Below are 22,149 nucleotides of genomic sequence, written 5' to 3' on the forward strand. Positions count from 1 at the left end.
CCGCCCGCCGCTCTCCCGACCGCTTCGGCCATGGCGGGTCCGCCCCGACCGGTCCGCCTCCGGTACGCCGACGGCTCAGCCTCGCGCGCAGCCGGGATGCCCGCCCCGGGGCGGCGCGGGGTCCGCGCACGCCCGGGTCGGGGGAGCTTCCGGCGGAGGGGTGGGGGAAGCTCACCGCGGGGTCCGCGCACGCCCGGGCCGGGGACCGCCGGGGTCAGGCGATGCCGCCGTTGGCGTAGACGGTCTGGCCGTTGATCCAGCGCCCCGGGCCGGCCAGGAAGGCGACCGACTCGGCGATGTCCTCGGGCAGGCCCAGGCGCTCCAGCGGGGGCTGGGCGGCGAGCCGGTCGACGGTCTCCCGGTCCTTGCCCTCCAGGAACAGCGGGGTGGCGGTGGGCCCGGGGGCGACGGCGTTGACCGTGACGTCGCGTCCCCGCAGTTCGCCGGCGAGGACCGGGGTGAGGGCGTCCACGGCGGCCTTGCTCGCCGCGTACCCCGCGTAGCCGGGGAAGGCGAGCTTGACGACCGAGGACGAGAAGGTGATGACCGCTCCTCCCCGGCGGACGCGGCGGGCCGCCTCGCGGGCGACCGCGAACGTGCCGCGCACGTTGGTGCGCAGGAGGTCGTCGAGGTCGTCCAGGTCCTGCTCCGCGACCCGGGCCAGCCTGAGCACCCCGGCCGTGTGGGCCACGACGTCCACCCCGCCGAAGGCCTTCTCCGCGGTGTCGAAGAGCGCCTCGACCTGGTCGGCGTCGGCGACGTCGGCACGGGCCGCGAGGGCCCGGCCGCCCCGGCCGGTGATGGAGGCGACGGTCTCCTCGGCGCGTCCGGCGTTTCCCGCGTAGTGCACCACGACGGACATCCCGTCGCGGGCGAGGCGTTCGGCGACGGCGCGCCCGATGCCGCCGGAGGCCCCGGTGACGAGGGCGACCCGGTGGGTGTTCTGGTTGTCCATGGCGCTTCCCCTGGCCTGTATCGGTGTTCCGGTTTTCTGTTATCGACGATAACACCAGAAGCGTACTCGAGATACGTGCTTTACGTAACCCTGATATCGCCGAGGTCGCGCGGGCGCGCGGAGTGGCTATCCTCGGCACGTGGACACGCGCACGCAGATGCTCGAAGCGGCCGAACGCCTGCTCGACGAATCACCCGACCGGGACATCGCCACCCGGGCGGTGTGCGAGGCCGTCGGCGTGGGCGCCCCCGTCCTCTACCGGCTCTTCGGTGACAAGAACGGTCTGCTCAGCGCGCTCGTGGACTACGGCTTCGAGCGCTACCTGGGCGCCAAGCGCTCGGCCGGGCACACGGAGGACCCCGTGGCGGACCTGCGCCGGGGATGGGACGCGCACAACGGCTTCGCCCTCGCGCACCCGGCCGTCTACCGGCTGATGTTCTCCCCGCACCTCGCGCAGGTGCCGGGTGCGTCGAAGGAGGCGTTCTCCCTGCTGGAGCGGACCCTCGTCCGCTGCGCGGCGGCCGGTCGCCTTCGGGTCGGGCCCCACCGCGCCGCCCAGGCGATCATGTCCGCCAACGTCGGCGTCGCCCTGAGCATGGTCAGCCAGCCCGACGTCTACACCGACCCCGGCCTGTCCCATCGCGTCCGCGACGCCGTCTTCGCCGGCCTGCTCACCGAGGACCCCGTCCCCGGGGACGCCGACCCCGCGGAGCCGGGGGCGGGCGCCGCCGCTCTGCGGCTGGCCGCCCTGCTGTCCGACGGCTCGGACGCGCTGACCGGCGCGGAGTCGGCCCTCCTGCGCGAATGGCTCGACCGCATCGCCGCGGGCGCCCCCCGCGCGTAGTCCCCTGGCCGGAGTTTCGCTCCTCCTCCGACGCGGCACGGAGGGCGCTCCCCGCGCGCAGTCCCCCGGGCGGCGGTCGCGCGGGAGCGGAGGTACCCGGCCGGAGCGCGGGGCCGCCCCGGCGATCGGCGGGCGACACGTCCGCGCGGACATGGCGCGGGGTTCCCGACGGGATAACGATGGGCAGGAGCGCCCCGACCCGAGAGGACCGACATGGCCGAGACCGTCGCCGGAGTGGCCGTACCCGACACCGAACTCGTCCGCGACGCGACCGCGCTGGTCCGCGGCGCCGTGGACGACCTCCTGTTCCACCACTCGCGCAGGGTCTTCCTCTTCGGCGCGCTCCAGGGGCGCAGCCGCGGGATCGAGGCCGACCCCGAACTCCTCTACGTCGGCGCGATGTTCCACGACCTGGGGCTGACCGCCGGGTACGGCAGCGCGGACCGGCGCTTCGAGGTCGACGGGGCCGACGCCGCGCGGGCGTTCCTGCTGGACCACGGGTGCTCGGAGGGCGACGCGCGCAAGGTGTGGCTGGGGATCGCCCTGCACACCACGCCCGGCGTGCCGGAGTTCCTCGAACCCGAGATCGCCCTGGTGACCGCCGGGGTGGAGACCGATGTCCTGGGGCTGGGCCTCAACGACCTGGCAGCGGACGACATCGGCGCCGTCACCGGGGCGCACCCGCGCCCGGACTTCAAGCGGCGCATCCTGGCGGAGTTCACACACGGCAACGCCCACCGGCCGCGCACCGTCTTCGGCACCGTCAACGCCGACGTGCTCGCCCACTACGTCCCGGGTTTCGTGCGGGACGACTTCGTGGAGGCCGTCCTGGGCAGCCCGTGGGCGGAGTGAGTCGGGGCGGCCTCCCGGGGTCGCCCCGGCGCGGGCCCCGGCCCTTTATGTCTACTTTTCCTACTTGACATATGGGTTTTATGGGAAAGAGAATTCGAGGGCGGCCCGAGCCCCGCCCCCACGGGCCGCACGACAGCGAGAGCGAGGCCGCCCATGGGTCCACGCCCAGCGCCGCTTACCACGTCGAGGTCGCCGAGGAGACCGAGATCGTCGGCACCGTCTCCGGCGGCGGTGAGATCAGGGCCGAGATCGCCGCGATGACCCTCAAGGACAACGGCCTCGTCGCGGCGCTGGAAGCCGCCCTCGACCACGTCATCGAGGGCGGCGAGTACCAGGAGGCGCTGGAGCGCTGGGCCGTCGGCGGCGAGGCCGTCACCGAGTCCGAGACCAACCCGCCCGGCCTTCCCAGGAGCTGAACCATGCCCTACCCACTGCACATCGGCGCCGCGCTCGACGGCGTGGAGGACCCGTTCGACCTCGCCTCGTATGCCGGGGCGGCGCGCCTCGCCGAGGAGGCCGCCCTCGACTTCGTGGCGCTGGACGACTCCCTCACCGGGGCCGACCGGCCCGACGCCCTCCTCACCCTGGCCGCCGTCGCCCCGCTGACCGGCAGGATCGGCCTGGTGCCGACGGTCACCACCACCCACACCGAGCCGTTCCACGTGGCCAAGGCGGTGGCCTCCCTGGACCACGCGAGCCTGGGGCGGGCGGGCTGGCGGGTGGAGGTGTCGCGCACGGAGGCCGACGCGCGGGCCGTCGGGCGCCGGGGGACCGCCCCGGACGCCGCACTCTGGGCGGAGGCGGAGGCGGTCGCCGACGTCGCCTCGCGGCTGTGGGACAGCTGGCAGGACGACGCGGAGATCCGCGACACCGCCACCGGGAGGTTCGTCGACAGGGAGAGGCTGCACTACGTGGACTTCGAGGGCCCGGGCTGGAGCGTGCGCGGCCCCTCGATCACCCCGCGCCCGCCCCAGGGGCACCCGCTGGTCGTGGTGCGCGCCGACGGCGAACCGTCGCTGCGCGCGGCCGCGACCACCGCCGACGTGGTGCTCGTGGCCCCCGCCACCCTGGGCGGGGCCCGCGCGTCCCGGGCCCGGGTGCGCGAGGCGGTGGCGGAGGCGGGGCGCGACCCGGAACGGGTGTCGGTGCTGGCCGACGTGAACGTCTTCCTCGACCCGGACCGGCCCGGACCCTCGCGGGCGCTGTCGGGGCTGACCCACACCGGCTCCCCGGGGGCGCTGGCCGAGACCCTCTTGGAGTGGGGGCGGGTTGTGGACGGGTTCACGGTCAGGCCCTCCTCGGCCGCCGCGGACCTGCCCGTGTTCGCGGAGCGGGTGCTGCCGCTGCTGCGGGCGTCGGGCGCGTTCCGGGGGGAGTACGCCGAGGACACCCTGAGGGCCCGCTTCGGCCTGCCCCGTCCCGCCAACCGCTACGCGACCGCGTGAGCGGGGCGGGGCCCGGGGGCGGCGAGGCGGCCGCACACCGGTACGGGATGGGACTGGAACTCGGGGTGAGCCCGATCCCGCCGCTGCAGGAGCCGGAGGCCTGCGCGGGGAAGGGGGCCGCGCCCCAGGCCGGGACGCAGGCCCCGGGCCGCGGGAGGGCCCGGCGCCTCCGGCGCGGCCGGAGCGCGGGGACGACCGCTGGGGCGGGAACGGCGCAGACGGACGAAGGAGAACGTGATGGGCGGCAGTGAGTCCGAGGTCCGGCAGGTGCGGCTGGTCGCGCACTTCCCGGGCGTGAACAACACGACGGTGTGGAGCGACCCGGCGTCGCTGAGCCAGATCGACTTCTCCTCGTTCGAGCACCTGGCGCGCACCGCCGAACGGGGACGGTTCGACTACCTCTTCCTGGCCGAGGGGCTGCGCCTGCGGGAGCACCAGGGACTGATCCACGACCTCGACGTGGTGGGGCGGCCGGACACGCTCACGGTCCTCGCCGCATTGGCGTCGGTGACCGACCACCTCGGGCTGGCGGGCACCCTCAGCACCACCTACAACGAGCCCTACGAGCTCGCCCGCCAGCTCGCCACCCTGGACCACCTGAGCGGGGGGCGCGCCGCGTGGAACGCGGTGACCTCCTCCGACGCGTTCACCGGCGAGAACTTCCGGCGCGGCGGCTACCTCGACCACGCCGACCGCTACGAGCGCGCCTCCTCGTTCGTGCGCGCCGTCCGCGCGTTCTGGGACGCGGCGGGGGAGGGCGCAGGCGGCACGGGGGCCGGCACGGCCCGCCACCACGACCGGTTCTTCGACATCGAGGCGCGGCCCACCCTGCCGCGGGCGCCGCAGGGACAGCCGGTCGTCATCCAGGCGGGGGACTCCCCGCAGGGGCGGGACTTCGCGGCGGCCTCGGCCGACGTCGTCTTCTCCCGGCACGGCGGGTTCGAGGAGGGCAAGGCGTTCTACGCCGACGTGAAGCGGAGGGTGAGGGCCCACGGGCGCGATCCGGAGTCGCTGCTGATCATGCCCGGCGTCACGTACACGGTCGGCGACACCGCGGCCGAGGCCGACGAGAAGGCGCTGCACGTCCGCTACCAGCAGGTGAGCGGGCAGACCGCGATCCGGTTCCTGGAATCGGTCTGGGGCAGGGACCTGTCCGACCACGACCCGGAGGGTCCGCTGCCGGACGCCGACCCGGTGGCCGGGGACACCGGCATCACCCGGGGCCGCACCAGGCTGGTCCGCGACCCCGCGGCCACGGTGCGCGAGTGGAGGGAGCTGGCCGAGGCCAAGCGGCTGAACATCCGCGACCTGGTCGTGGAGGTGTCCGCGCGTCAGACGTTCGTGGGCACCCCGGAGTCGGTGGCCGCGGACATCATCACGCACGTGCGCGAACGCGCCGGTGACGGGTTCGTGCTGGTCCCGCACATCACCCCGGGAGGGCTGGACGAGTTTGTGGACCGCGTCGTGCCCCTGCTCCAGGAGCGCCGCGCGCTGCGCGCCGAGTACACCGGCGCGACGCTCCGCGAGAACCTGGGGCTCCCGCCCCGCTGACCCCGCGCTCCCCGCGGTGGCGCCCGCACCTGGAGGGGAGACCGTCCGAGGTCCCTCCGGGCCGTGCGCGCACCCTTCGTCCGCGCGCCGCCCGGAGGCCTCCTGTGCCCCGGCCCCGGGAGCACCGACCCCGTGCCGGGGCGGCGGGAACCGCTCCTACCTGTCGGCGGAGCGGTGGCTGACGACCGTGCCCTCCAGGGGAGGGCCTGTCGGCGCCGCGGCGTGCGCCACGGCCTGCCGGGGCGCGGTCTGCCGGGGCGCCGGGCCGGAGTCCGCGTCCCGGGCGCCGCCGGACCCGGCGTCCGCGTCCGCGCCGGGCTGCCCGCCGGTGTCGGTGGCCTTGAGCTCCGTCTTCAGGATGCGTGCGCTGCGCCCCAGCGAGCGGGCGAGGGCGGGCAGACGCTTCGCGCCGAACAGCAGGAGCGCGATGACGAGCAGTACCAGGACCTCACGTGCTCCGATACCCATGTGTGGCTCCTCAGGTGGGTTCCCGTAGTACCGTTGCGCCCTGCCGCGGCAGGGCGCGGGTCCGGGCGTGACGGATCGATGGTAGACCCGTCTCCGCCGGTCGCGGCGCCGGGGGCGTCCTGCGGTCCCGCCGGGGCGCCTCTGGCCGTCCGGCTCCCCGGCCGCCGGGGTCCGGCCCGTCCGGGCGGCCCGTGCCCGGTCGCTGTCGTGGGCACGGGCGCGGGCGCGCTCCCACGGCCGCGCGTTCCCGGGCCCCGCCCGTCAGCCCCGGTGCTCCCCGCCCACCCGGCGGTCGCTGCGGCGGGGGAGGGGCGGGGCGTGGCCGGCGCGGTGCTCGACGACGGAGTCCACCAGCAGGTGGAGGCGGTCGCGGTGGACGTAGCGCCAGGTGCCGTCGCGGTCCTGGTAGCCCCAGCTGAAGCCGTTCTTGAGGCCGATGGAGACGTTGCCCAGGTAGGCGGGCCCCACCAGGGCCCGGTCGACCTCGGCCCCGGGGGTCCAGGGGAAGCGCCGCCACTCGACGGTGAAGGCGAGCCCCCTCAGGTCCATGAAGGCCTCTGCCGCCCTGGCGAACACGTCCGTGTTCAGGTTCGTTCGGTCCATGTCCCCAGCATCGTGGAGAAGCCCCTCGCCGCACCAGCGATAGGAATTTCTCCCTGTCCGTGTGGTCGAATGTGCACCGCGGTGCTTCAATTTCCACCATGGGTGCAAATATTTTCGGGACATCTCTGCGTAAGGCGCGTGAATTGAACGGCTACACGCAGCGCCAGTTGGCCCAGAGGCTCGGTTCCGGTGTCGCCGCCTCGACCCTGTCCCGGTGGGAGAGCGGCAAGGCGCGCCCCCGCCAGGACAGGGTGAAGCAGCTGAGCGACCTGCTCGGCGGCAACGGGGCGCTGCTGCGGGAGTGGCGCCTGGAGGTGGCCGGGGCGGAGATCCCGTCGTTCATGCGGTCCCTGGGGGACCTGGAGAACGAGGCGTTGACGATCGACACGGTCACGGTGTCGGTCGTCCCGGGGCTGGTGCAGTGCCTGTCCTATGCGCGCGAGGTGTTCCGTGCGGGGCGTCCGACCGAGTCGGACGACGAAATAGAGCGTTTGTCGCAATTGCGGGTGAGTAGGTACGAGGCGCTGGTCGGAAGGAACAATCCTCTGATCACCGCGGTTTTTCCGCAGTTCGCACTGGAATGGATGCCGGAAACGGTCAGGAAGGAGCAGGCGGAGTCGCTCCTGCACATGGTGGCGCGCGGCCGGACATCCGTACAGGTGTTCCCGAACGGCTCCCTGTACCTTGCATCGGTTGCGCCGGTCCAGGTGTACAGGTTGCGCGACGGGACGATCATTGCGTCCTCGGACCACGGAGGGGGAAACTTCGTGCACCAGGAGCCCTCCGAGACGGCCGTCCTGGAGAGGAAGGTCCGCGACGCGCTGAGCATGGCACTTCCCGTGAGCCACACGGTCGAGTTCCTGCGGGGGATGCTGTGAACGCCTGGCACAAGTCCACCTACTCCGAGAGCGGGTCCCACTGCGTGGAGGCCCGTGAGCACGAGAGCGGGGCCGACGTGCGCGACGCCCGCAACCGGGAGGCGGGGTTCCTGTCCTTTCCCGCCGACGAGTGGCGGGTGTTCCTCGGCTGCTCGCAGGCGGCCCGGCGGCGGGTCTGAGGCGGCCCGCGGCCCGGCCCCACCCAGCCGTGCACGGGGGCGGGAACGCGCCCCGGATGAGCGCGGAGCGCGGCCCGGCGCCGGCCGGTATGCCCTCCCACCTGAGGAGATGCGATACTTCCGTGATGCACGACACTCCCGCGCCACTCGATCCCCGGGCCCAGCGCGCGGTCGTCGACCTGCTGGCCCGGGTGGAGTCGGGCGACCAGCTCTCCGCCGAGGACGTGCGCTCGCTCCTGGGGCCCGTGGAGGAAGGGGTGGTCGTCCGCGCGCAGCGGGCCGCCGCCGGGTTCGGCAGGCTGCGGCGCCGCGACGGCGAGCTGTCCGCCCTCATCGCCAGCACACGCGACCTGGTCGAGGTCCGCGACGTGCAGGCCCTGCTGCGCAAACTCGTGGACCGCGCCCACGACCTGGTCAGCACCGACGTCACCTACCTCTCCGTCTACGACGAGAGCACCGACGAGCTGTTCGTCCGCGCGAGCCGGGGCACGGTCTCCCCGCGCTTCCAGGGGCTGCGCGTCCCCGCGGGGATGGGCATCGCCAGCCGGGTGGTGCGCACCCGGTCGCCCCAGTGGACGGCCGACTACGGCGCGGAGCACGACCTCGACCGCGACCCCGAGATCGACGCCGCCGTGGGGGAGGAGCGCCTGCGGTCCCTGCTCGGGGTGCCGATGGCCGCCAACGGCGAGGTGCTCGGTGTCCTCTTCGCCGCGGACAGGTCCACGCGCTCCTTCGCCAGCGACGAGATCGCCCTGCTGTCGGCCTTCGCCGACCACGCCGCGGTCATCCTGCACACCGCCCGGCTGTTCTCGGCGGTGACCGACGCCGCCGACCGCGCCGAGGACGCCCAGTCCCGCGCCGAGCGCCACCTGGAGGCCATGAACGCCTCCGCCCGCGTCCACGAGCGGCTCACCGCCCTGGTGCTGTCCGGCCACGGCCCCCGCGAGGTCGCGGCCACGCTCGCCGAGTCGCTGGGGCGGCCCGTCGCCATCGCCGACCGGGAGCTGCGGCCGGTGGCCGCGACCGCCGAGGGGGGCGGCCGCTGGTGGACGCGGGGGCGGCTGTCGGCCCCGGCGGTGCGGGCCGCCGAGCGCAGCCGGGCCTCGGGCCACTGCGCCCCGGTCGGCGCCGAGGGACTGGACGTCGTCGCCGCCGCGATCGCGGGCTCGGAGCTGCTGGGCCTGCTGCTCGTGGGCGTCGGCCCGGCCCCGCTCACCGACGTGGAGCGCCGCACCATCGAGCGCTCGGGGCAGATCGTGGCCCTGCTGACCATGCAGCGCGAGGCCCTGACCGACGCGGAGGAGCGGGTGCGGGGCGAACTGGCGCTGGACCTGGTCTCGGGATCGGCCGACATGGACGCGCTGGAGCGGCGGGCCGCCGCACGCGGCATCGTCCTCGACCAGCCCTGGTCGGGGGTGGTGGTGCCCGTCCCCGACCGGGCGCGCCATCCGCTGCTGCGCGCGCTGTCCGCCGCCAGCCGCAGGTGGCTGGTCGCGGCCCAGGGGGAGGGCGTGGCGGTGCTGGTCCCCGGAGGCGACCCCGGCGAGGCGGCCCGCCAGGTCCGCCGCGGCCGGGGCGCGCGGGAGGAGGGGCCCATGCTCGCGGTCGCCTCCCGGGTCAGCGGCCCGGCCGGCATCGGCGCGGCCCTCGCCGAGGCGTGGGAGTGCGCCGGCCTCCTGCCCGCGCTGGGCGTGTCCGACGGGGCGCACGAGGCCGACGAGTACGCCCCCTACCTGGCGATGTTCGGCACCGACGGCGCCCGGGCGCTCGCCTTCGTCGACCGGATGATCGGCCCCGTCGTCGACTGGGACCGCGAGCACCGCACCGAGCTGGCCGCGACCATCGCCGCCTACGCCGACGGCGGCGGCAGCGTCTCCCGTGCCGCACGGGCCCTGTACGTGCACCCCAACACCGTCAAGCAGCGCCTGGAGAGGGTGACCGCCCTGCTCGGACCGGACTGGAGGTCCCCCGACCCGATGTTCCGGGTGGGCGTCGCCGCGCGCCTCCACCGGCTGCGCACTGCAGGAAACAGACATGTGAACGCGGCCCCCGTTGTCTGAACCGGACATGTCGTCCGTGTGACGTTCGCTGCTTACATGGACCGGACAGCAGTGACGCACCGCACACCGGTGCCCGTTCCACGGGGGAAGCACGCAGTGGCTCAGAACAGCAGGTTGACCGGGTTCCGCACGCTCACGGTCCAGGAGCGCCGGGAGGCCGTGGCGAGGGAGAGCGGCGTGGAACCCGCCGTGTTCGACGCCCTGGAGCCGGGCGGGCTGGGAGTGGAGGCCGCCGAGCACATGATCGAGAACGTCGTCGGCGTCATGGGCATCCCCGTCGGCATCGCCACCAACGTGACCGTCAACGGGCGGGACGTGCTGGTGCCGATGGCCACCGAGGAGCCGTCCGTGGTCGCGGCGGCGAGCAACGCCGCCCGGATCGCCCGGGTGAGGGGCGGCTTCACCACCAGCAGCACCGGACCCGTCATGCAGGCCCAGGTACAGGTCGTGGACGTCGTCGACCCGGCCGGGGCCCGGCTGCGGGTGCTGGAGGCCCGCGACGAGCTGATCGCCCTCGCCGCCGCGCAGGACCCCAAGCTCGCCGAGGTGGGTGGCGGGGTCCTGGACCTTACCGTGCGCACCGTCGAGGCGCTCGGCGCCACCTACGTCGTCGCGCACCTGGTCGTGGACGTGCGCGACGCCATGGGCGCCAACGCCGTCAACACCATGGCCGAGGCCGTGGCCCCGCGCCTGGCGGAGATCGCGGGCGGCCGGGCCGTGCTGCGCATCCTCACCAACAAGGCCGACCTGCGGCTGAGCCGGGCCCGCGCCGTCCTGGACGCCGAAGCCCTCGGCGGGGCCGAGATCGTGGACGACATGATCCACGCCTACCGGCTCGCCGCCGCCGACCCGTACCGGGCCGCCACCCACAACAAGGGCATCATGAACGGCGTGTCCGCCGTGGTCCTGGCCACCGGGAACGACACCCGCGCGGTCGAGGCGGGCGCCCACTCCCACGCCGTGAACGCCGACGGCGTCTACTCCTCGCTGTCCACCTTCGAGAAGAACGCGGACGGCGACATCGTGGCCACCCTGGAACTGCCGATGCCGGTCGGCCTGGTCGGCGGGGCGACCCGCTCCCACCCGGCCGCGCGCGCGGCCATCGCCGTCACGGAGGTGACCACGGCCCGGGAACTGGGCGAACTCGTCACCGCCGTCGGCCTCGCCCAGAACATCGCCGCCGTGCGCGCCCTGGCGGGCGAGGGCATCCAGCGGGGCCACATGTCCCTGCACGCGAAGAACATCGCCATCGCCGTCGGCGCCGCCGGCGGCGAGGTGGACCGGGTCGTGGCGGTCCTGATCTCGGAGAAGGCCTTCCGGCACGACCGCGCCGAGGCCGTCCTGGCCGAGATCCGGAGCCGGTGACGCACCGGACCCCGTGCCGGGGCGCGGCAGCCGCCGCCCCCGCACGCCCCCACCCGGCGCGGCGCCCGGGGCCGCAGGGCCCTCCGCGCGCCCGCCACCCTCAGTGAACGGAACCAACCATGTCCAACCTCCTGGAGATCTGGGGCGACACCGTCGACTCCCGGCACACGCTCGGCGCGATCGCGCTCGGCGTGGGCATCGCCACCCCCCTCTACCTGGTCGCCGACCTCTTCTTCTCCCGCGGCTCCGGCGACGACTCCCTGTCCGGGTCCTACGCCCTGCTCGTGGGTCTGGCCGGCTGCCTGATCGCCGGGTTCGTCGGCGCCCGCCTCTTCGCGCCCAAGCGCGTGGTCACCGAGCAGCAGACCTCCCGCGAGGGCCGGGCGGAGGCGATGGACGCCATCGAGGCCGAGTACGGGCCCCTGGGCGACCCCGGCGAGCTGCCCGGCCCCGTCCAGGACGAGATCCGCGCGCTGGGCCTGTACGAGGACCTGCGCGCGCAGCACGAGCGCCGCGGCGGGACGGTGGCCGAATGAGCCCCGAACTGCTCACCGACGCCGCCTGGGCCCTGGGCATGGGCCTGGTCGGCGCGATGGTCTTCGCGCTGATCGGACTGGTCTCGGGCACCGACGAGACCGCGACGGTGGCCCCGCTGACCCTCCTCGTGGTGCTGCTGGGCGTCCCCGCGCCCGGGGTGTTCACCTTCTTCATGGCGGGGATCGTCGCCAAGCACATCACGCACGCCATCCCCACCACGCTGCTGGGCATCCCCGGCGACACCATGGCGGTGCCGATGCTCAGGGACGCGCAGATGCTGCGCGAACTCGGGGTGCCGCACATCGCGCTGCGCAAGGCCATCTCGGGCGGTGTGGTCGCCGCGTTCATCTCGGTGCCGCTGGCGGTCCTGTTCGCCTGGCTGCTCAGCCCCTTCGCCGACACCATCGGCAGGGCGGCGCCGTGGATCTTCGTGGCCGCGGCCGTGCTCATCGCCTACACCTCCAAGGGCCGCCTGGCCTCCGTGCTGGCGCTGGTGCCGTTCGTGCTGCTGGTCGTGGGCCTCCAGGCCTTCGTCACGAACACCACCGGGACGTCCCTGTCGATCAGCTTCTTCCTGGGCATCGCGACCGGCCCGCTGATCGCCGACCTGCTCATGGCGCTGTCGCCGTCGGGGCGCGCCTCGCTGCGCCGGGAGGCGCCGCGCACCTTCGACCTGGCCCCGGACACCCGGACCTGGAAGGGGCGGCTGCCCAACCCGCTGAAGGTCCTGGACCGCAAGCAGCTGGGGTACACGAGCGCGGCGGCCGGCGTCTCCAGCGCGACGTTCGTGTTCTCCCCGGTGGCCATGACCGTGCTGATGGGCGAGATCGCCGGCGCGCGCATCAAGAACGGCTACCACCGGCTGACCTCGGTGATGTCGGTGCGCAACGGCACGACCGAGTCCACCTACATCGCGGAGACGCTGATCCCGCTGATCGCGCTGGGCCTGCCGCTCTCGCCGATGGCCGCCGGCCCGGCCGCGCCGCTGTTCAACGCGCCGCCCGTGTACACGGTGGACACCGAGACCGGTGCCACGAACAACCTGCACGACCTGCTGTCGGGCGGCGAGTTCCTGGTGTACGGGCTGCTGGGCGTGGCGCTGGCGTCGGCCGTGGCGTACCCCTTCGCGATGACCTACGCGCACCGCGCCGCCTCGTTCGTGATGCGCAAGGTCTCCCACGAGGCGATCATCGGCGCCTTCGCCGGTCTGATCATGGTGATCTGCCTGTACGAGGGCGGGCTGCTCGCGGTCGGCGTCACCCTCACGGTGGGCCTGGTCGGAGGGCTCCTGAACAAGTTCCTCAACATGCACACGGGTGTGCAGTTCATGGGCTTCTACGTGGCGGTCCTGACCGTCCCGGCCCTGCTGGCCCTGGTCGGCTGAGGGGTTCGGTCCGCAGGCCCCGGTCGCGATCACGCGGCCGGGGCCCCCGCATGCCCGGCTGCCGGCCGCCGTGCTAGATCCTGGCGCCGATGGCCCCGGCGGCGCGTGAGATCTCGGGCAGGAGGGCCAGGAGCTCCTCCGGAGCGGTCGTCTCCGTGGTCGTCACCAGGTTGATGGCCGCCGCCGCGCCGCCGTCGTGGCCGGGGACGGGCCGGGTGAGGCTGAGCGCACCGAGCTCGCGTTCGGACTCGGCCAGGTGATAGCCGGTCTCCCTGATGCGCTCGAGCTCCGCGCGCAGGTCGTCCGGGGTCTGCACCCGTCCGTCCGCGAGTCGGGCGTCGGGCAGGTCCGCGAGGTAGTCGTCGAGTTCCGCGTCGTCCCCGTGGGCGAGGAGGACCTTGCCGCCGCCGAGGTCCAGCGGGACCCGTCGCCCGATGGGGAACTGGTAGCGCAGGGGGTCCACCCCGTCCACGCGTGCGACGAGGATGCGTTCGAGCCCGGAGCGCACGAAGAGCGACGAGGTCAGCCCGGTCGAGGCCGACAGCTCGGTCAGGATCGGCGTCGCGACCGTGCTGAGCCGGTCGTTGACGACGAACGCGTGGGCCAGGGACAGGATCACCGGACCGAGCGAGTACCCGAGGCCGTCCTGCTGGATGTAGCCGCGCCGCACGAGCTGGTTGACGGTCCGCTGGGTCGTGGCCAGGTGGAGGTCGCTCTCCCTGGCGATCTCGCTGAGCCGGAGCGGCCCGCGCGCGCGCTCCAGGCACTCCAGGACGTCCAGGGCCCGGTCGAGCGTGCGTCCCTGGTTCCCGGTCCCGGTCGGGGCTCCCATACTCGCTGTCCCCAGCCCTTCCGTTGCGATTCCGGCTTGTCCCGGGGGCCGTTCCGACGCCTTCGTGAGGGCCGCGGCCCCGGCGGGCACGGCGGTTCCGCCGCTCGGTCCTCGCTCCCAAGGTAGCGGACGGGTTTCCGCCGGGTTGACAGCGTGAAGCGTCGCAGGTCACACTTCCTCTCAGTTGGTAATAGTAACTATCACTGAATGATAGAAGGTGTGACGATGAAGGTCGCCGTCCTCGGGTTGGGCGAAGCCGGATCCACCTACGCCACGGCGTTCGCGGCCGCGGGTTGGGAGACCTCGGGCTACGACCCGGGCGAGACGCCCACCCCCGCCGGAGTGGGGCGGGCCGACTCCACCGCCGACGCCGTCGCGGGAGCCGACCTGGTCCTCGGGCTCACCACGGCGGCGCACGCGGTCGCGGCCGCCGACGCGGCCCGCCCCGCACTGCGCGACGACGCGGTCTACGTGGACCTCAACGCCTCCTCGCCGGAGACCAAGATCCGCGTCGCGCAGGCCCTCGGCACGTCCGCGCGGGTCGTGGACGGGGCAATCATCGGATCGGTGCTGGTGCTCGGCGCCAGGGCCAAGGTGCTCCTGTCCGGCGCGGCCTCCGGGGACGCGGTGCGTCTGCTGGGCGCGGTCGACGCCGGGACCGAGCCCATCGGCGGCGAGGTCGGCGACGCCACGCGCCGCAAACTGCTGCGCAGCGTCTTCATGAAGGGCCTCGGAGCCCTCATCACCGAGGCCGTGGACGCCGGCGCCGCCGCGGGCGATGAGGCCTGGGTGCGCGAGCAGATCGCCGACGCCCTGTCCGAGGGCCCGGCCGCCCTGGACCGTCTGAACAAGGGCACCCGCCTGCACGCCCTGCGCAGGTCCAACGAGCTCCGGGCCAGCATCGACCTTCTCGCCGGTCTGGGCGTCGACGCCCCGGTCAGCGCCGGTGCCGCCGACCGCCACCTGGCCCTGGCCCGCCGCGCCCAGGACGACACGCGGGCCCTGGCCGACGCGTTCGCCGGGATCCCCACCGCCGCCATCGGCGACGGCCGCGACCGCCTCGGCTTCGTCTCCCCTCACATCCGGTCGGTGTGGCCCGGCGCCCGTGTCGCGGGGCGCGCGCTCACCGTCCTGACGCGACCCGGCGACAACCGGGCCCTGCACCGGGCCCTCGGCCGGGCCCTTCCCGGGGACGTCCTGGTGGTCAACGGCGGCGGGGACCGCTCCCGCGCGCTGCTGGGCGAGCTCATCGCCGAGCGCGCCCTCAACCGCGGCATCCGCGGCATGGTGGTCGACGGGGCGGTCCGCGACGTCGACGAGCTCCGCGACCTCGGCTTCCCCGTCTGGGCGGCCGGGGTCTCCCCGGCAGGGCCCTACAAGGACGGCCCCGGTCACGTCGGCGTGCCGATCGCGGTGGGCGGCGCCGTCTGCGCCACCGGGGACATCGTCGTCGCCGACGGCGACGGCGTGTTCGTCGTCCCGCGCTTGGAGGCCGAGCAGGCCCTCCTCGCCGCCCGGGGCGTCGTCGAGGACGAGGCGCGCCGCCGCGACGCCATCCGCGGTGAACGCGGATGAGACGCCGCCCCGGCCCGTCCGCCGTCCCCCTCCCCGCCGCCGCGGGTCCGGCCCTCCCTGCCGACGGAGCCTTCTCCGCAGTCCTCCCGGCTCCCGCGGCGTCCGAGGTCCCCACCGCCTCCACGACCCCCGCTGTCCTCAGCGGCTCCGCAGCCCCCACGGCCCGCGCCGGTACGGAGCCCGCGGGCACCGGCCGCCACCAGCACCAGCCCGCCCCACCCCCGAAGGTCGCACCATGCCCACCGCACTCCTAGCCCTCGCGGCCTTCATCGCCGTGATCATCGTCTGGAACGTCGTGTTCAAGAGGAACATGGGCGAGGCGATGCTCCTCGGGATGATCACCACCGCGCTCTTCGCCGGAGCGCAGGCCCCCGCCTACCTGCTGGGCGGGCTCGCCGACGCCCTCACCCACGACGTGCTCTACGCCGCCCTGGCGTTCGTGTTCATGGCCCACCTGATCGACGTCACGGGTCTCATCCAGAAGATCCTGGCCATCCTCAACTCGGTCTTCGGGCGCATCCGCGGCGGCCCCGCGTTCATCGACACGGCGGGGTCGGCGGTCTTCGGCTCCCTCTCGGGGTCCAACTCCGCCAACACCGCCTCCAGCGGCTCCTTCACCGGGCCGTGGATGGTGCGCACCGGGTGGACCCCCACCCGCGCGGCGACGGTCCTCGCGGGCAACGGGGGCATGGGCGCCGCACTGCCGCCCAGTGCGTCCATGGTCATCATGGTCGGGTTCACCGGCGGCATGGTCACCACGGGCCAGGTCTACCTGGCCCTGCTCGTGGCCGGCGCCTACCAGATCCTGCTCAGGATCGGCCTGGTCATGTACTTCGTCCGCAGGGACGGCATCCCCAAGGCCGACAGGCAGGACCTCGTCCCCCTGCGCACGTCGCTCAGGGAGGGCGCGGGCGCGCTGTCGATCTTCCTGGGCGCCCTCATCCCCATCGTCGTCACGATCGGCCCCGTGGCCGACTTCCTCGCGACGTCCACCCCCGTCGGCGACGCGCTGGGCGAGATCTCCCTGCTGACCTGGATCCCGATCATGATCATCGGGTTCTCCCTCGTCGCGGGGCGCGACCGGCTGCCCGGGAACCTCCGCGGCTGGTCGGCGCTGCTCGACGGCGCCATGCCCAAGTTCGCCACCATCGGCGCCCTGCTGTTCTTCGCTATCGCGGCCAGCGAGATCCTCGGCCGGCTGGGGCTCGCCGAGGACGTCAACGCGCTGCTCGCCGACCTGCCGGTCAACCGCTTCCTGCTCGTCGCCGTGGTCGGCCTGGTGGTGACCCTGGTCGCCGGACCGCTCTCGTCCACGGCGACCCTCACGGCGGTGGGCCAGATCTCCTTCCTGGCCCTGGTGGGCGTGGGCGTGGACCCGCTCCTCGCGGTCGTCGCCATCCTCGTGTTCGCCTCCACGGAGGGGGCGTCCCCACCGGCCTCAGGGTCGATCTTCGTGGCGGCGGGCCTGACCGGCGCGCGCCCCGAGAGCACGTTCCTGCCGCTGATCGCGTACTACATGATCCCGATCTTCCTCATCGGCTGCCTCATCGGATGGGGCTTCCTACCGGTCCTGGGGGGCTGAACATGACCGCCGTCAAGTCTCGGGCGTTCACCGTCGTCCGCGCGCTCTTCAAGCTCGGGCTCCTGGCCTGCTTCGCCCTCGGGAGCCTTCTCGTCCTCGGCCAGCTGGCCGGGGTGGTGGCCCAGCGGCCGGACTGGATCACCGCCAGCTCCACGTGGCTGTTCGTGCCGACGATCACCGCCGCCGCGGTGTTCGGGGTCCTCGGATACATCGGCAACTACCTGGCGCCCGAGCCGGCCGAGGGGGGCGAGTAGGCACGACGGCCGGGACAGGACCCGGCGGCCCGGGCGTGCGGGGCGGGTCGTTCCCGTCCGCGCGCCGTGTCAGGCTTGTCCCTCCGGGGAGGCGCGTCCCGCGCGGCGGGCCCCTCCCCGAGGCCGTGGAGCGTCGTACCTGAGGAGGGGCCCGTATGGGCGAGGACCGCATGCAGATCGGTGAGGTCGCCGAGCGCACGGGGCTGTCGCTGCGTACGATCCGCTACTACGGGGAGGTCGGGCTGGTGGAGCCGTCGGCGCGCTCCAAGGGCGGGTTCCGCCTCTACACCGGCGCCGACGTCGAACGCCTGCTCCTCGTCAAGCGGATGAAGCCGCTGGAGTTCAGCCTGGAGGAGATGCGCGACCTGCTCGGCGCCTTCGATGCCCTGGAGGCCGGCGGGGTGACGCCGGACGAGCGCGCCGGCCTGCTGGCCCGGCTGGACGCCTTCGGCGAGGCTGCGGCGGAGCGCTGCCGGGTCCTGCGCGAGCGCCTGGACATGGCGGAGGAGTTCGCCGGGCGCCTCCGCGACCAGCGCGCCAGGCTCGACGGCGGCGCGTGAGGCCGCTCCACCGCGGGGCCGGGCAGCCCGTCGCCCCGTGAGTTCGGGCGGGCCGCGCCGCCCGTGCGTCCACGGGGTCCGCGGGCGGCGCGGGGTCCGCGCGCAGCCGTGAAGCCCCTGGCCCCGGCTCCCGTGGGCGGGCCGTCCGCGCCCGGCGGGGGCCGCGGCGCCTGCGGCACCGGGCGTCCGGCGCGGGCGCCGTCTCCCTCATGCCTCCGGGCCGTGCCGGTGACACACTCCCGTCGAGTGGGGCGTGGGGCGTGGGGCGTGGGGCGTGGGGCGTGGGGCGTGGGGCGTGGGGCGTGGGGCGGCAGGGAAAGCGGGTGGCGGTGTGAGGGCCGTCTCAGTCCCGACACAGGATTCAACCCTTACGTGAGAGTAGAGTTGAGGCGAGCAGGGTCGCCGCGAGGAACCCCCGCGCGCGTTCGCCCCGATCCCGGTGGATCCGGACCGCCTGCCGCCGCGCGCCGACCCGGGCCCCTGCCGTCCGGCGCACCGCCCCCGCGCGCCGATGCCGCACCACAGACCTGCACGCAGCGGTCCGCGCCGCGGGCCGCCCGAATCGGACGGGTTCCATGAATCTGCCTGTGAAGAACCCCTCGAGGGCTCTGTTGTCGAAGCTCCCCGGCGGCGCCCAGCTGCGCGCCGACGTGATGGCCGGACTGGTCGTCGCGCTCGCGCTGATCCCCGAGGCCATCGCCTTCTCCATCATCGCGGGGGTCGACCCCCGCGTGGGCCTGTACGCCTCCTTCGTCATGGCCGTGTCGATCGCCTTCCTGGGCGGGCGGCCGGCGATGATCTCCGCCGCCACGGGGGCCATGGCCCTGGTGGCCGCGCCGCTGTCGATGGAGCACGGCGTCGACCACCTCATCGCCGCCACCATCCTGGCCGGGGTCGTCCAGGTCGCCCTGGGCCTGCTCGGCGTCGCCAAGCTGATGAGGTTCGTGCCGCCCAGCGTGATGACGGGGTTCATCAACGCCCTGGCCGTCCTCATCTTCCTGGCCCAGATGCCGCACCTGGTCGGGGCCGGCGTACCGGTCTACGTGATGGTCGCCGTGGGACTGGGCATCATCTTCGGGCTGCCGCTGCTCACCAAGGCCGTCCCGGCCCCGCTGGTCGCCATCGTCGTGCTCACCGTGGCCGCGATCGGCCTGGGCATCCCCGGCCGGACGGTCGGCGACATGGGGCAGCTGCCCGACACCCTCCCGGTCCCGCTGATCCCGGACGTGCCCTTCACCCTGGACACGCTCGTCCTCATCGCGCCCTACTCCCTGACCCTCGCCCTGGTGGGGCTGATGGAGTCGCTGATGACCGCCAAGGTCGTCGACGACCAGACCGGGACCACCTCCAACCACGCGCGCGAGGCCCGCGGACAGGGCATCGCCAACGTCCTGGTCGGCTTCTTCGGCGGCATGGCCGGCTGCGCGATGATCGGCCAGACCATGATCAACGTCAGCTCCGGAGCCCGCACCCGCGTCTCGACGTTCCTGGCGGGGGCGTTCCTGCTCGTGCTGTGCGTCGGGCTGGGCGACCTCGTGGGGATGATCCCCATCGCCGCCCTGGTCGCGGTGATGGTGTTCGTGTCCGTCGTGACCTTCGACTGGCACAGCATCGCCCCCGGGACGGTCAGGAGGATGCCCTGGACCGAGACCCTGGTCATGGTCGTCACCGTCGCCGTGGTCGTGGCCACGCACAACCTGGCCCTGGGCGTGATCGTGGGCGTGGTCGTGTCGATGGTGACCTTCGCCGGAGGGGCCGCCGTGCAGGCGGGCGTCACCAGCGTGCTGGACCCCGAGGGCGGCACACGCGTGTACTCGGTCAACGGCGAGGTGTTCTTCGCCTCGACCGGGGCGCTGGTCGACCGGTTCGACTACACCGAGGAGGGGGTGGAGAAGGCCGTGGTGGACATGACCGGGGCCCACGTGTGGGACTCCTCGGCGGTCGCCGCTCTGGACCAGGTGACCGAACGCTTCCGCAGACACGGCGTGGAGGTGGAGATCACCGGGCTCAACCGGCCCAGCGCGCACCTGCACCGGGAACTGTCGGGCAGGCTCCCCGCCGGGCACTGACCGGGCCCCGGAAGACGGGCCCGTCCCGGGGCTGAGGCGCCCCCCGGGACGGATCCCCGGGGGCGCCGCCGGACGGGCCGACGGTGTGGGTAACCTCGTGGACGTGGCCACGGCAACCGCGACGACGATGAGGCCGCTCTGGACCAGGGCGGTCCTCGTCGTGCTGTCGGCCCTGGGCCTCGTGGCCGTCCTGCTGTGCCATCCGCACGCGGCTCCGTCCGAGGCCTCCGCCGCCTCCCCGACCACGGCGGGCGGGACGGCCGCACACGCGGCCCCCGTCCCCGACGCACCGCACGCCGACGGGCACGGCACCTGTGACGAGGACGCGGACGTCGTGGCCGACCAGCGCGGCGGGTCCCTCTCCGCGTCCGCACTGCTGGGCCTCGGCGTCTTCGCGTTCGCCGGCCCGCTCCTCCCCGCGCCGCGCCCGGTCGGCGGCCACCGTCCGCCGCGGCGCCGCCGGGGGCTGCCCCTCGCGGGCACGAGAGCACTCGTGTCCCTGTGCGTCCGCCGGGTGTAGACCGGCCGAACGGCAGCACCTCCGAGCACGCGCGCCCGCGCGTCCGCCCGCGGCCCCTCGCGACCTGAGGAGCGCCGGGCCGGCGCGCCCGGCCACACCTCGGGCACCGCCCCCCGGACCTTCGCCGACCCCGGCGCCGGTGCGGTGTCCGCGGCGCCCGCTCCGGAGGCGCTGCCCCCGGCCCGCGGCCCGCGCCGCGCAGGCCGCGACGACGCCTTCTGTCCCGCAGCGCTCCACGGAGCGCGCCACCCCATGACGAGGCCGACATGGACGACCACCGCCCCCGAGGACCGCGCGGAGCACGCCGCAGGGGAGAGGCCGGCGTGACCGCGCCCGACGCGGCCGGCCCGAACACGCCGAGGGCCCCTGTCGGGACCCGGCGGCGGTCGGCCGCGCGCCCGCGACCGAAGCCCGCCCGGCTGCGGCTCCTGCTGACGGCCGCGCTCGTGCTGGGCGTGGGCGCGATGCACACGCTCGGGCACGTGTCCGAGGGCCACCACGGCGGCGGACCCGCGCCGACGGCCGTGGCCGCGTGGCAGGGCGGTGCCGCCGACGCCGACGCGTCCCCGGCGGCCGCCGTCCCGGAGCGGGCGGCGCCCGGCCCCGGCGCCGCCGAGCCCCCGCCCACGGACCCCACGCTGATGTGCCTGGCGGTCCTCGGCCTGGCGGCCGTCCTCCTGGGGGTCGCCACGGTGGTGTTCTCCCGGTGGCCCGGAACGCCCTCGCACACACCGCCGTCGGTCCGGCGGTCGGCCGGTCCCCTGCGCCGGCCCCCCGATCCGCCCTCTCTCGCCCGGTTGCAGGTGCTCCGCATATAGGAGCCCCCGGACGGCGCACGCGGAACCCGGTGCGCCGTCCGGCCGACACCTCTGCAGCGACGCCGCGCCGGCCCGGTCCGGGCGCGCGGCGACAGGACCACACGGAAGAGAGAAGGACCGACCATGACCGAGAACAAGCGCACCCTCGCCTCGGCGGCGGCCGCGGTCGCCGCAACCCTGCTCCTGGCCTCGTGCGGCGGAACCGGCGACGGCCCGGCGCCGGAGGCGGCCGACCGGGGCGCCGCCGCGTTCAACGGGGCGGACGTGGAGTTCGCCCGGATGATGATCCCGCACCACCGCCAGGCCGTGGAGATGTCGGAGCTGGCCCGGACGCGGGCCGGTGAGGACGTCCGCGCGCTGGCGGAGGAGATCGAGGCGGCCCAGGGGCCGGAGATCGACAGGATGAACGGCCTGCTGGAGTCGTGGGGCGAGGACACCGGCGACACCGGCGCCGGGGACCACGCGGGCATGGACGGCATGCTGTCGCAGGAGCAGATGGCCGAGCTGGAGCGGGCCGAGGGCGGGGCCTTCGACACCCTGTTCCTGGAGCTGATGGTCCTCCACCACGAGGGGGCCGTCGCGATGGCCGAGACCGAGCTGGAGGAGGGCGCAGACCCCGAGGCCCGGGAGCTGGCGCAGGAGATCGTCGACGCGCAGCGGTCCGAGATCGAGCTGATGGACACCATGCTCGGCGGCGCCGGTGGCGGCGACCGGGACGAGTCCGCCGGGAGCGGGGAGCACGGCGGTCACTGACCGCGTCCACGCGGGCGCCGGGCGACCGGCCCGGCGCCCGATCGGCCTTCGGAGGAATCGGTGGG

At 74.5% G+C, this 22,149-nt stretch carries 23 protein-coding genes; 19 read left to right on the plus strand and 4 right to left on the minus strand.

The window, feature by feature from the left end; translation table 11 throughout:
- Positions 1 to 214: 214 nt before the first annotated feature.
- On the minus strand, positions 215 to 955 hold the full coding sequence (locus tag ACFQBR_RS23325; protein WP_344178731.1) for an SDR family oxidoreductase: 741 nt from the start codon (positions 953 to 955) through the stop codon (positions 215 to 217).
- A gap of 139 nt (positions 956 to 1,094) precedes the next feature.
- Between ACFQBR_RS23325 and ACFQBR_RS23330 the strand changes: the two genes are divergently transcribed.
- The 5 genes from ACFQBR_RS23330 to ACFQBR_RS23350 all read left to right on the plus strand — a co-directional run bounded on the left by ACFQBR_RS23330 (position 1,095) and on the right by ACFQBR_RS23350 (position 5,647).
- Positions 1,095 to 1,799 (plus strand): TetR/AcrR family transcriptional regulator, encoded by a 705-nt coding sequence (locus tag ACFQBR_RS23330; RefSeq protein ID WP_344178729.1) that lies wholly within the window; start codon positions 1,095 to 1,097, stop codon positions 1,797 to 1,799.
- Between the two features lie 213 nt (positions 1,800 to 2,012).
- A complete protein-coding gene (locus ACFQBR_RS23335) occupies positions 2,013 to 2,651 on the plus strand; it encodes an HD domain-containing protein (protein WP_267945657.1) in 639 nt (212 codons plus the stop codon).
- Positions 2,652 to 2,731: 80 nt separating this feature from the next.
- Entirely contained in the window at positions 2,732 to 3,067 is a 336-nt protein-coding gene (locus ACFQBR_RS23340; RefSeq protein ID WP_344178727.1) for a type 2 periplasmic-binding domain-containing protein, read from the plus strand.
- A 3-nt stretch (positions 3,068 to 3,070) separates the two neighbouring features.
- Positions 3,071 to 4,096: an LLM class flavin-dependent oxidoreductase gene (locus ACFQBR_RS23345; RefSeq protein ID WP_344178725.1), complete on the plus strand. Its 1,026-nt coding sequence runs from the start codon at positions 3,071 to 3,073 to the stop codon at positions 4,094 to 4,096.
- 237 nt (positions 4,097 to 4,333) lie between these two features.
- Positions 4,334 to 5,647, plus strand: a complete 1,314-nt coding sequence (locus ACFQBR_RS23350; protein ID WP_344178723.1) for an NtaA/DmoA family FMN-dependent monooxygenase — start codon at positions 4,334 to 4,336, stop codon at positions 5,645 to 5,647.
- 156 nt (positions 5,648 to 5,803) lie between these two features.
- Here the strand turns inward: ACFQBR_RS23350 and ACFQBR_RS23355 are convergent, their stop codons facing one another.
- Positions 5,804 to 6,115, minus strand: a complete 312-nt coding sequence (locus tag ACFQBR_RS23355) for a twin-arginine translocase TatA/TatE family subunit (RefSeq protein WP_378554405.1) — start codon at positions 6,113 to 6,115, stop codon at positions 5,804 to 5,806.
- Positions 6,116 to 6,376: 261 nt separating this feature from the next.
- Positions 6,377 to 6,718 (minus strand): hypothetical protein, encoded by a 342-nt coding sequence (locus ACFQBR_RS23360; RefSeq protein ID WP_267945650.1) that lies wholly within the window; start codon positions 6,716 to 6,718, stop codon positions 6,377 to 6,379.
- A 98-nt stretch (positions 6,719 to 6,816) separates the two neighbouring features.
- Here ACFQBR_RS23360 and ACFQBR_RS23365 point away from each other — a divergent pair, with 98 nt between their 5' ends.
- The 6 genes from ACFQBR_RS23365 to ACFQBR_RS23390 all read left to right on the plus strand — a co-directional run bounded on the left by ACFQBR_RS23365 (position 6,817) and on the right by ACFQBR_RS23390 (position 13,121).
- Positions 6,817 to 7,596: a helix-turn-helix domain-containing protein gene (locus ACFQBR_RS23365; RefSeq protein ID WP_344178718.1), complete on the plus strand. Its 780-nt coding sequence runs from the start codon at positions 6,817 to 6,819 to the stop codon at positions 7,594 to 7,596.
- On the plus strand, positions 7,593 to 7,775 hold the full coding sequence (locus ACFQBR_RS23370) for a DUF397 domain-containing protein (RefSeq protein WP_267945649.1): 183 nt from the start codon (positions 7,593 to 7,595) through the stop codon (positions 7,773 to 7,775). The genes ACFQBR_RS23365 and ACFQBR_RS23370 overlap by 4 nt, the downstream gene beginning before the upstream one ends.
- Before the next feature lie 125 nt (positions 7,776 to 7,900).
- Complete coding sequence (locus ACFQBR_RS23375; RefSeq protein ID WP_352985923.1) at positions 7,901 to 9,835, plus strand: helix-turn-helix domain-containing protein; 1,935 nt, start codon at positions 7,901 to 7,903, stop codon at positions 9,833 to 9,835.
- A gap of 96 nt (positions 9,836 to 9,931) precedes the next feature.
- Positions 9,932 to 11,200, plus strand: a complete 1,269-nt coding sequence (locus ACFQBR_RS23380; protein ID WP_344178713.1) for a hydroxymethylglutaryl-CoA reductase, degradative — start codon at positions 9,932 to 9,934, stop codon at positions 11,198 to 11,200.
- A gap of 119 nt (positions 11,201 to 11,319) precedes the next feature.
- On the plus strand, positions 11,320 to 11,736 hold the full coding sequence (locus tag ACFQBR_RS23385; protein ID WP_344178710.1) for a hypothetical protein: 417 nt from the start codon (positions 11,320 to 11,322) through the stop codon (positions 11,734 to 11,736).
- Entirely contained in the window at positions 11,733 to 13,121 is a 1,389-nt protein-coding gene (locus ACFQBR_RS23390) for a tripartite tricarboxylate transporter permease (protein ID WP_344178708.1), read from the plus strand. The genes ACFQBR_RS23385 and ACFQBR_RS23390 overlap by 4 nt, the downstream gene beginning before the upstream one ends.
- Positions 13,122 to 13,194: 73 nt before the next feature.
- Here the strand turns inward: ACFQBR_RS23390 and ACFQBR_RS23395 are convergent, their stop codons facing one another.
- A complete protein-coding gene (locus tag ACFQBR_RS23395) occupies positions 13,195 to 13,953 on the minus strand; it encodes an IclR family transcriptional regulator (protein ID WP_344178705.1) in 759 nt (252 codons plus the stop codon).
- Positions 13,954 to 14,160: 207 nt separating this feature from the next.
- Here ACFQBR_RS23395 and ACFQBR_RS23400 point away from each other — a divergent pair, with 207 nt between their 5' ends.
- The 8 genes from ACFQBR_RS23400 to ACFQBR_RS23435 all read left to right on the plus strand — a co-directional run bounded on the left by ACFQBR_RS23400 (position 14,161) and on the right by ACFQBR_RS23435 (position 22,084).
- On the plus strand, positions 14,161 to 15,528 hold the full coding sequence (locus tag ACFQBR_RS23400; RefSeq protein ID WP_378554410.1) for an RraA family protein: 1,368 nt from the start codon (positions 14,161 to 14,163) through the stop codon (positions 15,526 to 15,528).
- A 235-nt stretch (positions 15,529 to 15,763) separates the two neighbouring features.
- Positions 15,764 to 17,110: a TRAP transporter large permease subunit gene (locus ACFQBR_RS23405; protein ID WP_344178700.1), complete on the plus strand. Its 1,347-nt coding sequence runs from the start codon at positions 15,764 to 15,766 to the stop codon at positions 17,108 to 17,110.
- A 2-nt stretch (positions 17,111 to 17,112) separates the two neighbouring features.
- Positions 17,113 to 17,364 carry a hypothetical protein gene (locus ACFQBR_RS23410; RefSeq protein WP_344178698.1) on the plus strand — a complete coding sequence of 84 codons (252 nt, stop codon included), beginning with the start codon at positions 17,113 to 17,115 and terminating at the stop codon, positions 17,362 to 17,364.
- A 155-nt stretch (positions 17,365 to 17,519) separates the two neighbouring features.
- Positions 17,520 to 17,924, plus strand: a complete 405-nt coding sequence (locus ACFQBR_RS23415; RefSeq protein WP_352985917.1) for a MerR family transcriptional regulator — start codon at positions 17,520 to 17,522, stop codon at positions 17,922 to 17,924.
- A 575-nt stretch (positions 17,925 to 18,499) separates the two neighbouring features.
- Positions 18,500 to 19,993, plus strand: coding sequence for a SulP family inorganic anion transporter (locus tag ACFQBR_RS23420; protein WP_344178693.1), 1,494 nt, complete (start codon positions 18,500 to 18,502; stop codon positions 19,991 to 19,993).
- Between the two features lie 103 nt (positions 19,994 to 20,096).
- On the plus strand, positions 20,097 to 20,513 hold the full coding sequence (locus ACFQBR_RS23425) for a hypothetical protein (RefSeq protein ID WP_344178690.1): 417 nt from the start codon (positions 20,097 to 20,099) through the stop codon (positions 20,511 to 20,513).
- Between the two features lie 323 nt (positions 20,514 to 20,836).
- Complete coding sequence (locus ACFQBR_RS23430; protein ID WP_344178688.1) at positions 20,837 to 21,331, plus strand: DUF6153 family protein; 495 nt, start codon at positions 20,837 to 20,839, stop codon at positions 21,329 to 21,331.
- A 123-nt stretch (positions 21,332 to 21,454) separates the two neighbouring features.
- Complete coding sequence (locus ACFQBR_RS23435; protein ID WP_344178686.1) at positions 21,455 to 22,084, plus strand: DUF305 domain-containing protein; 630 nt, start codon at positions 21,455 to 21,457, stop codon at positions 22,082 to 22,084.
- Positions 22,085 to 22,149 lie beyond the last annotated feature (65 nt).

The sequence above is a fragment of the Nocardiopsis tropica genome (genome assembly GCF_042660575.1).
In the GTDB taxonomy this organism is placed as follows: Bacteria; Actinomycetota; Actinomycetes; order Streptosporangiales; family Streptosporangiaceae; genus Nocardiopsis; species Nocardiopsis tropica.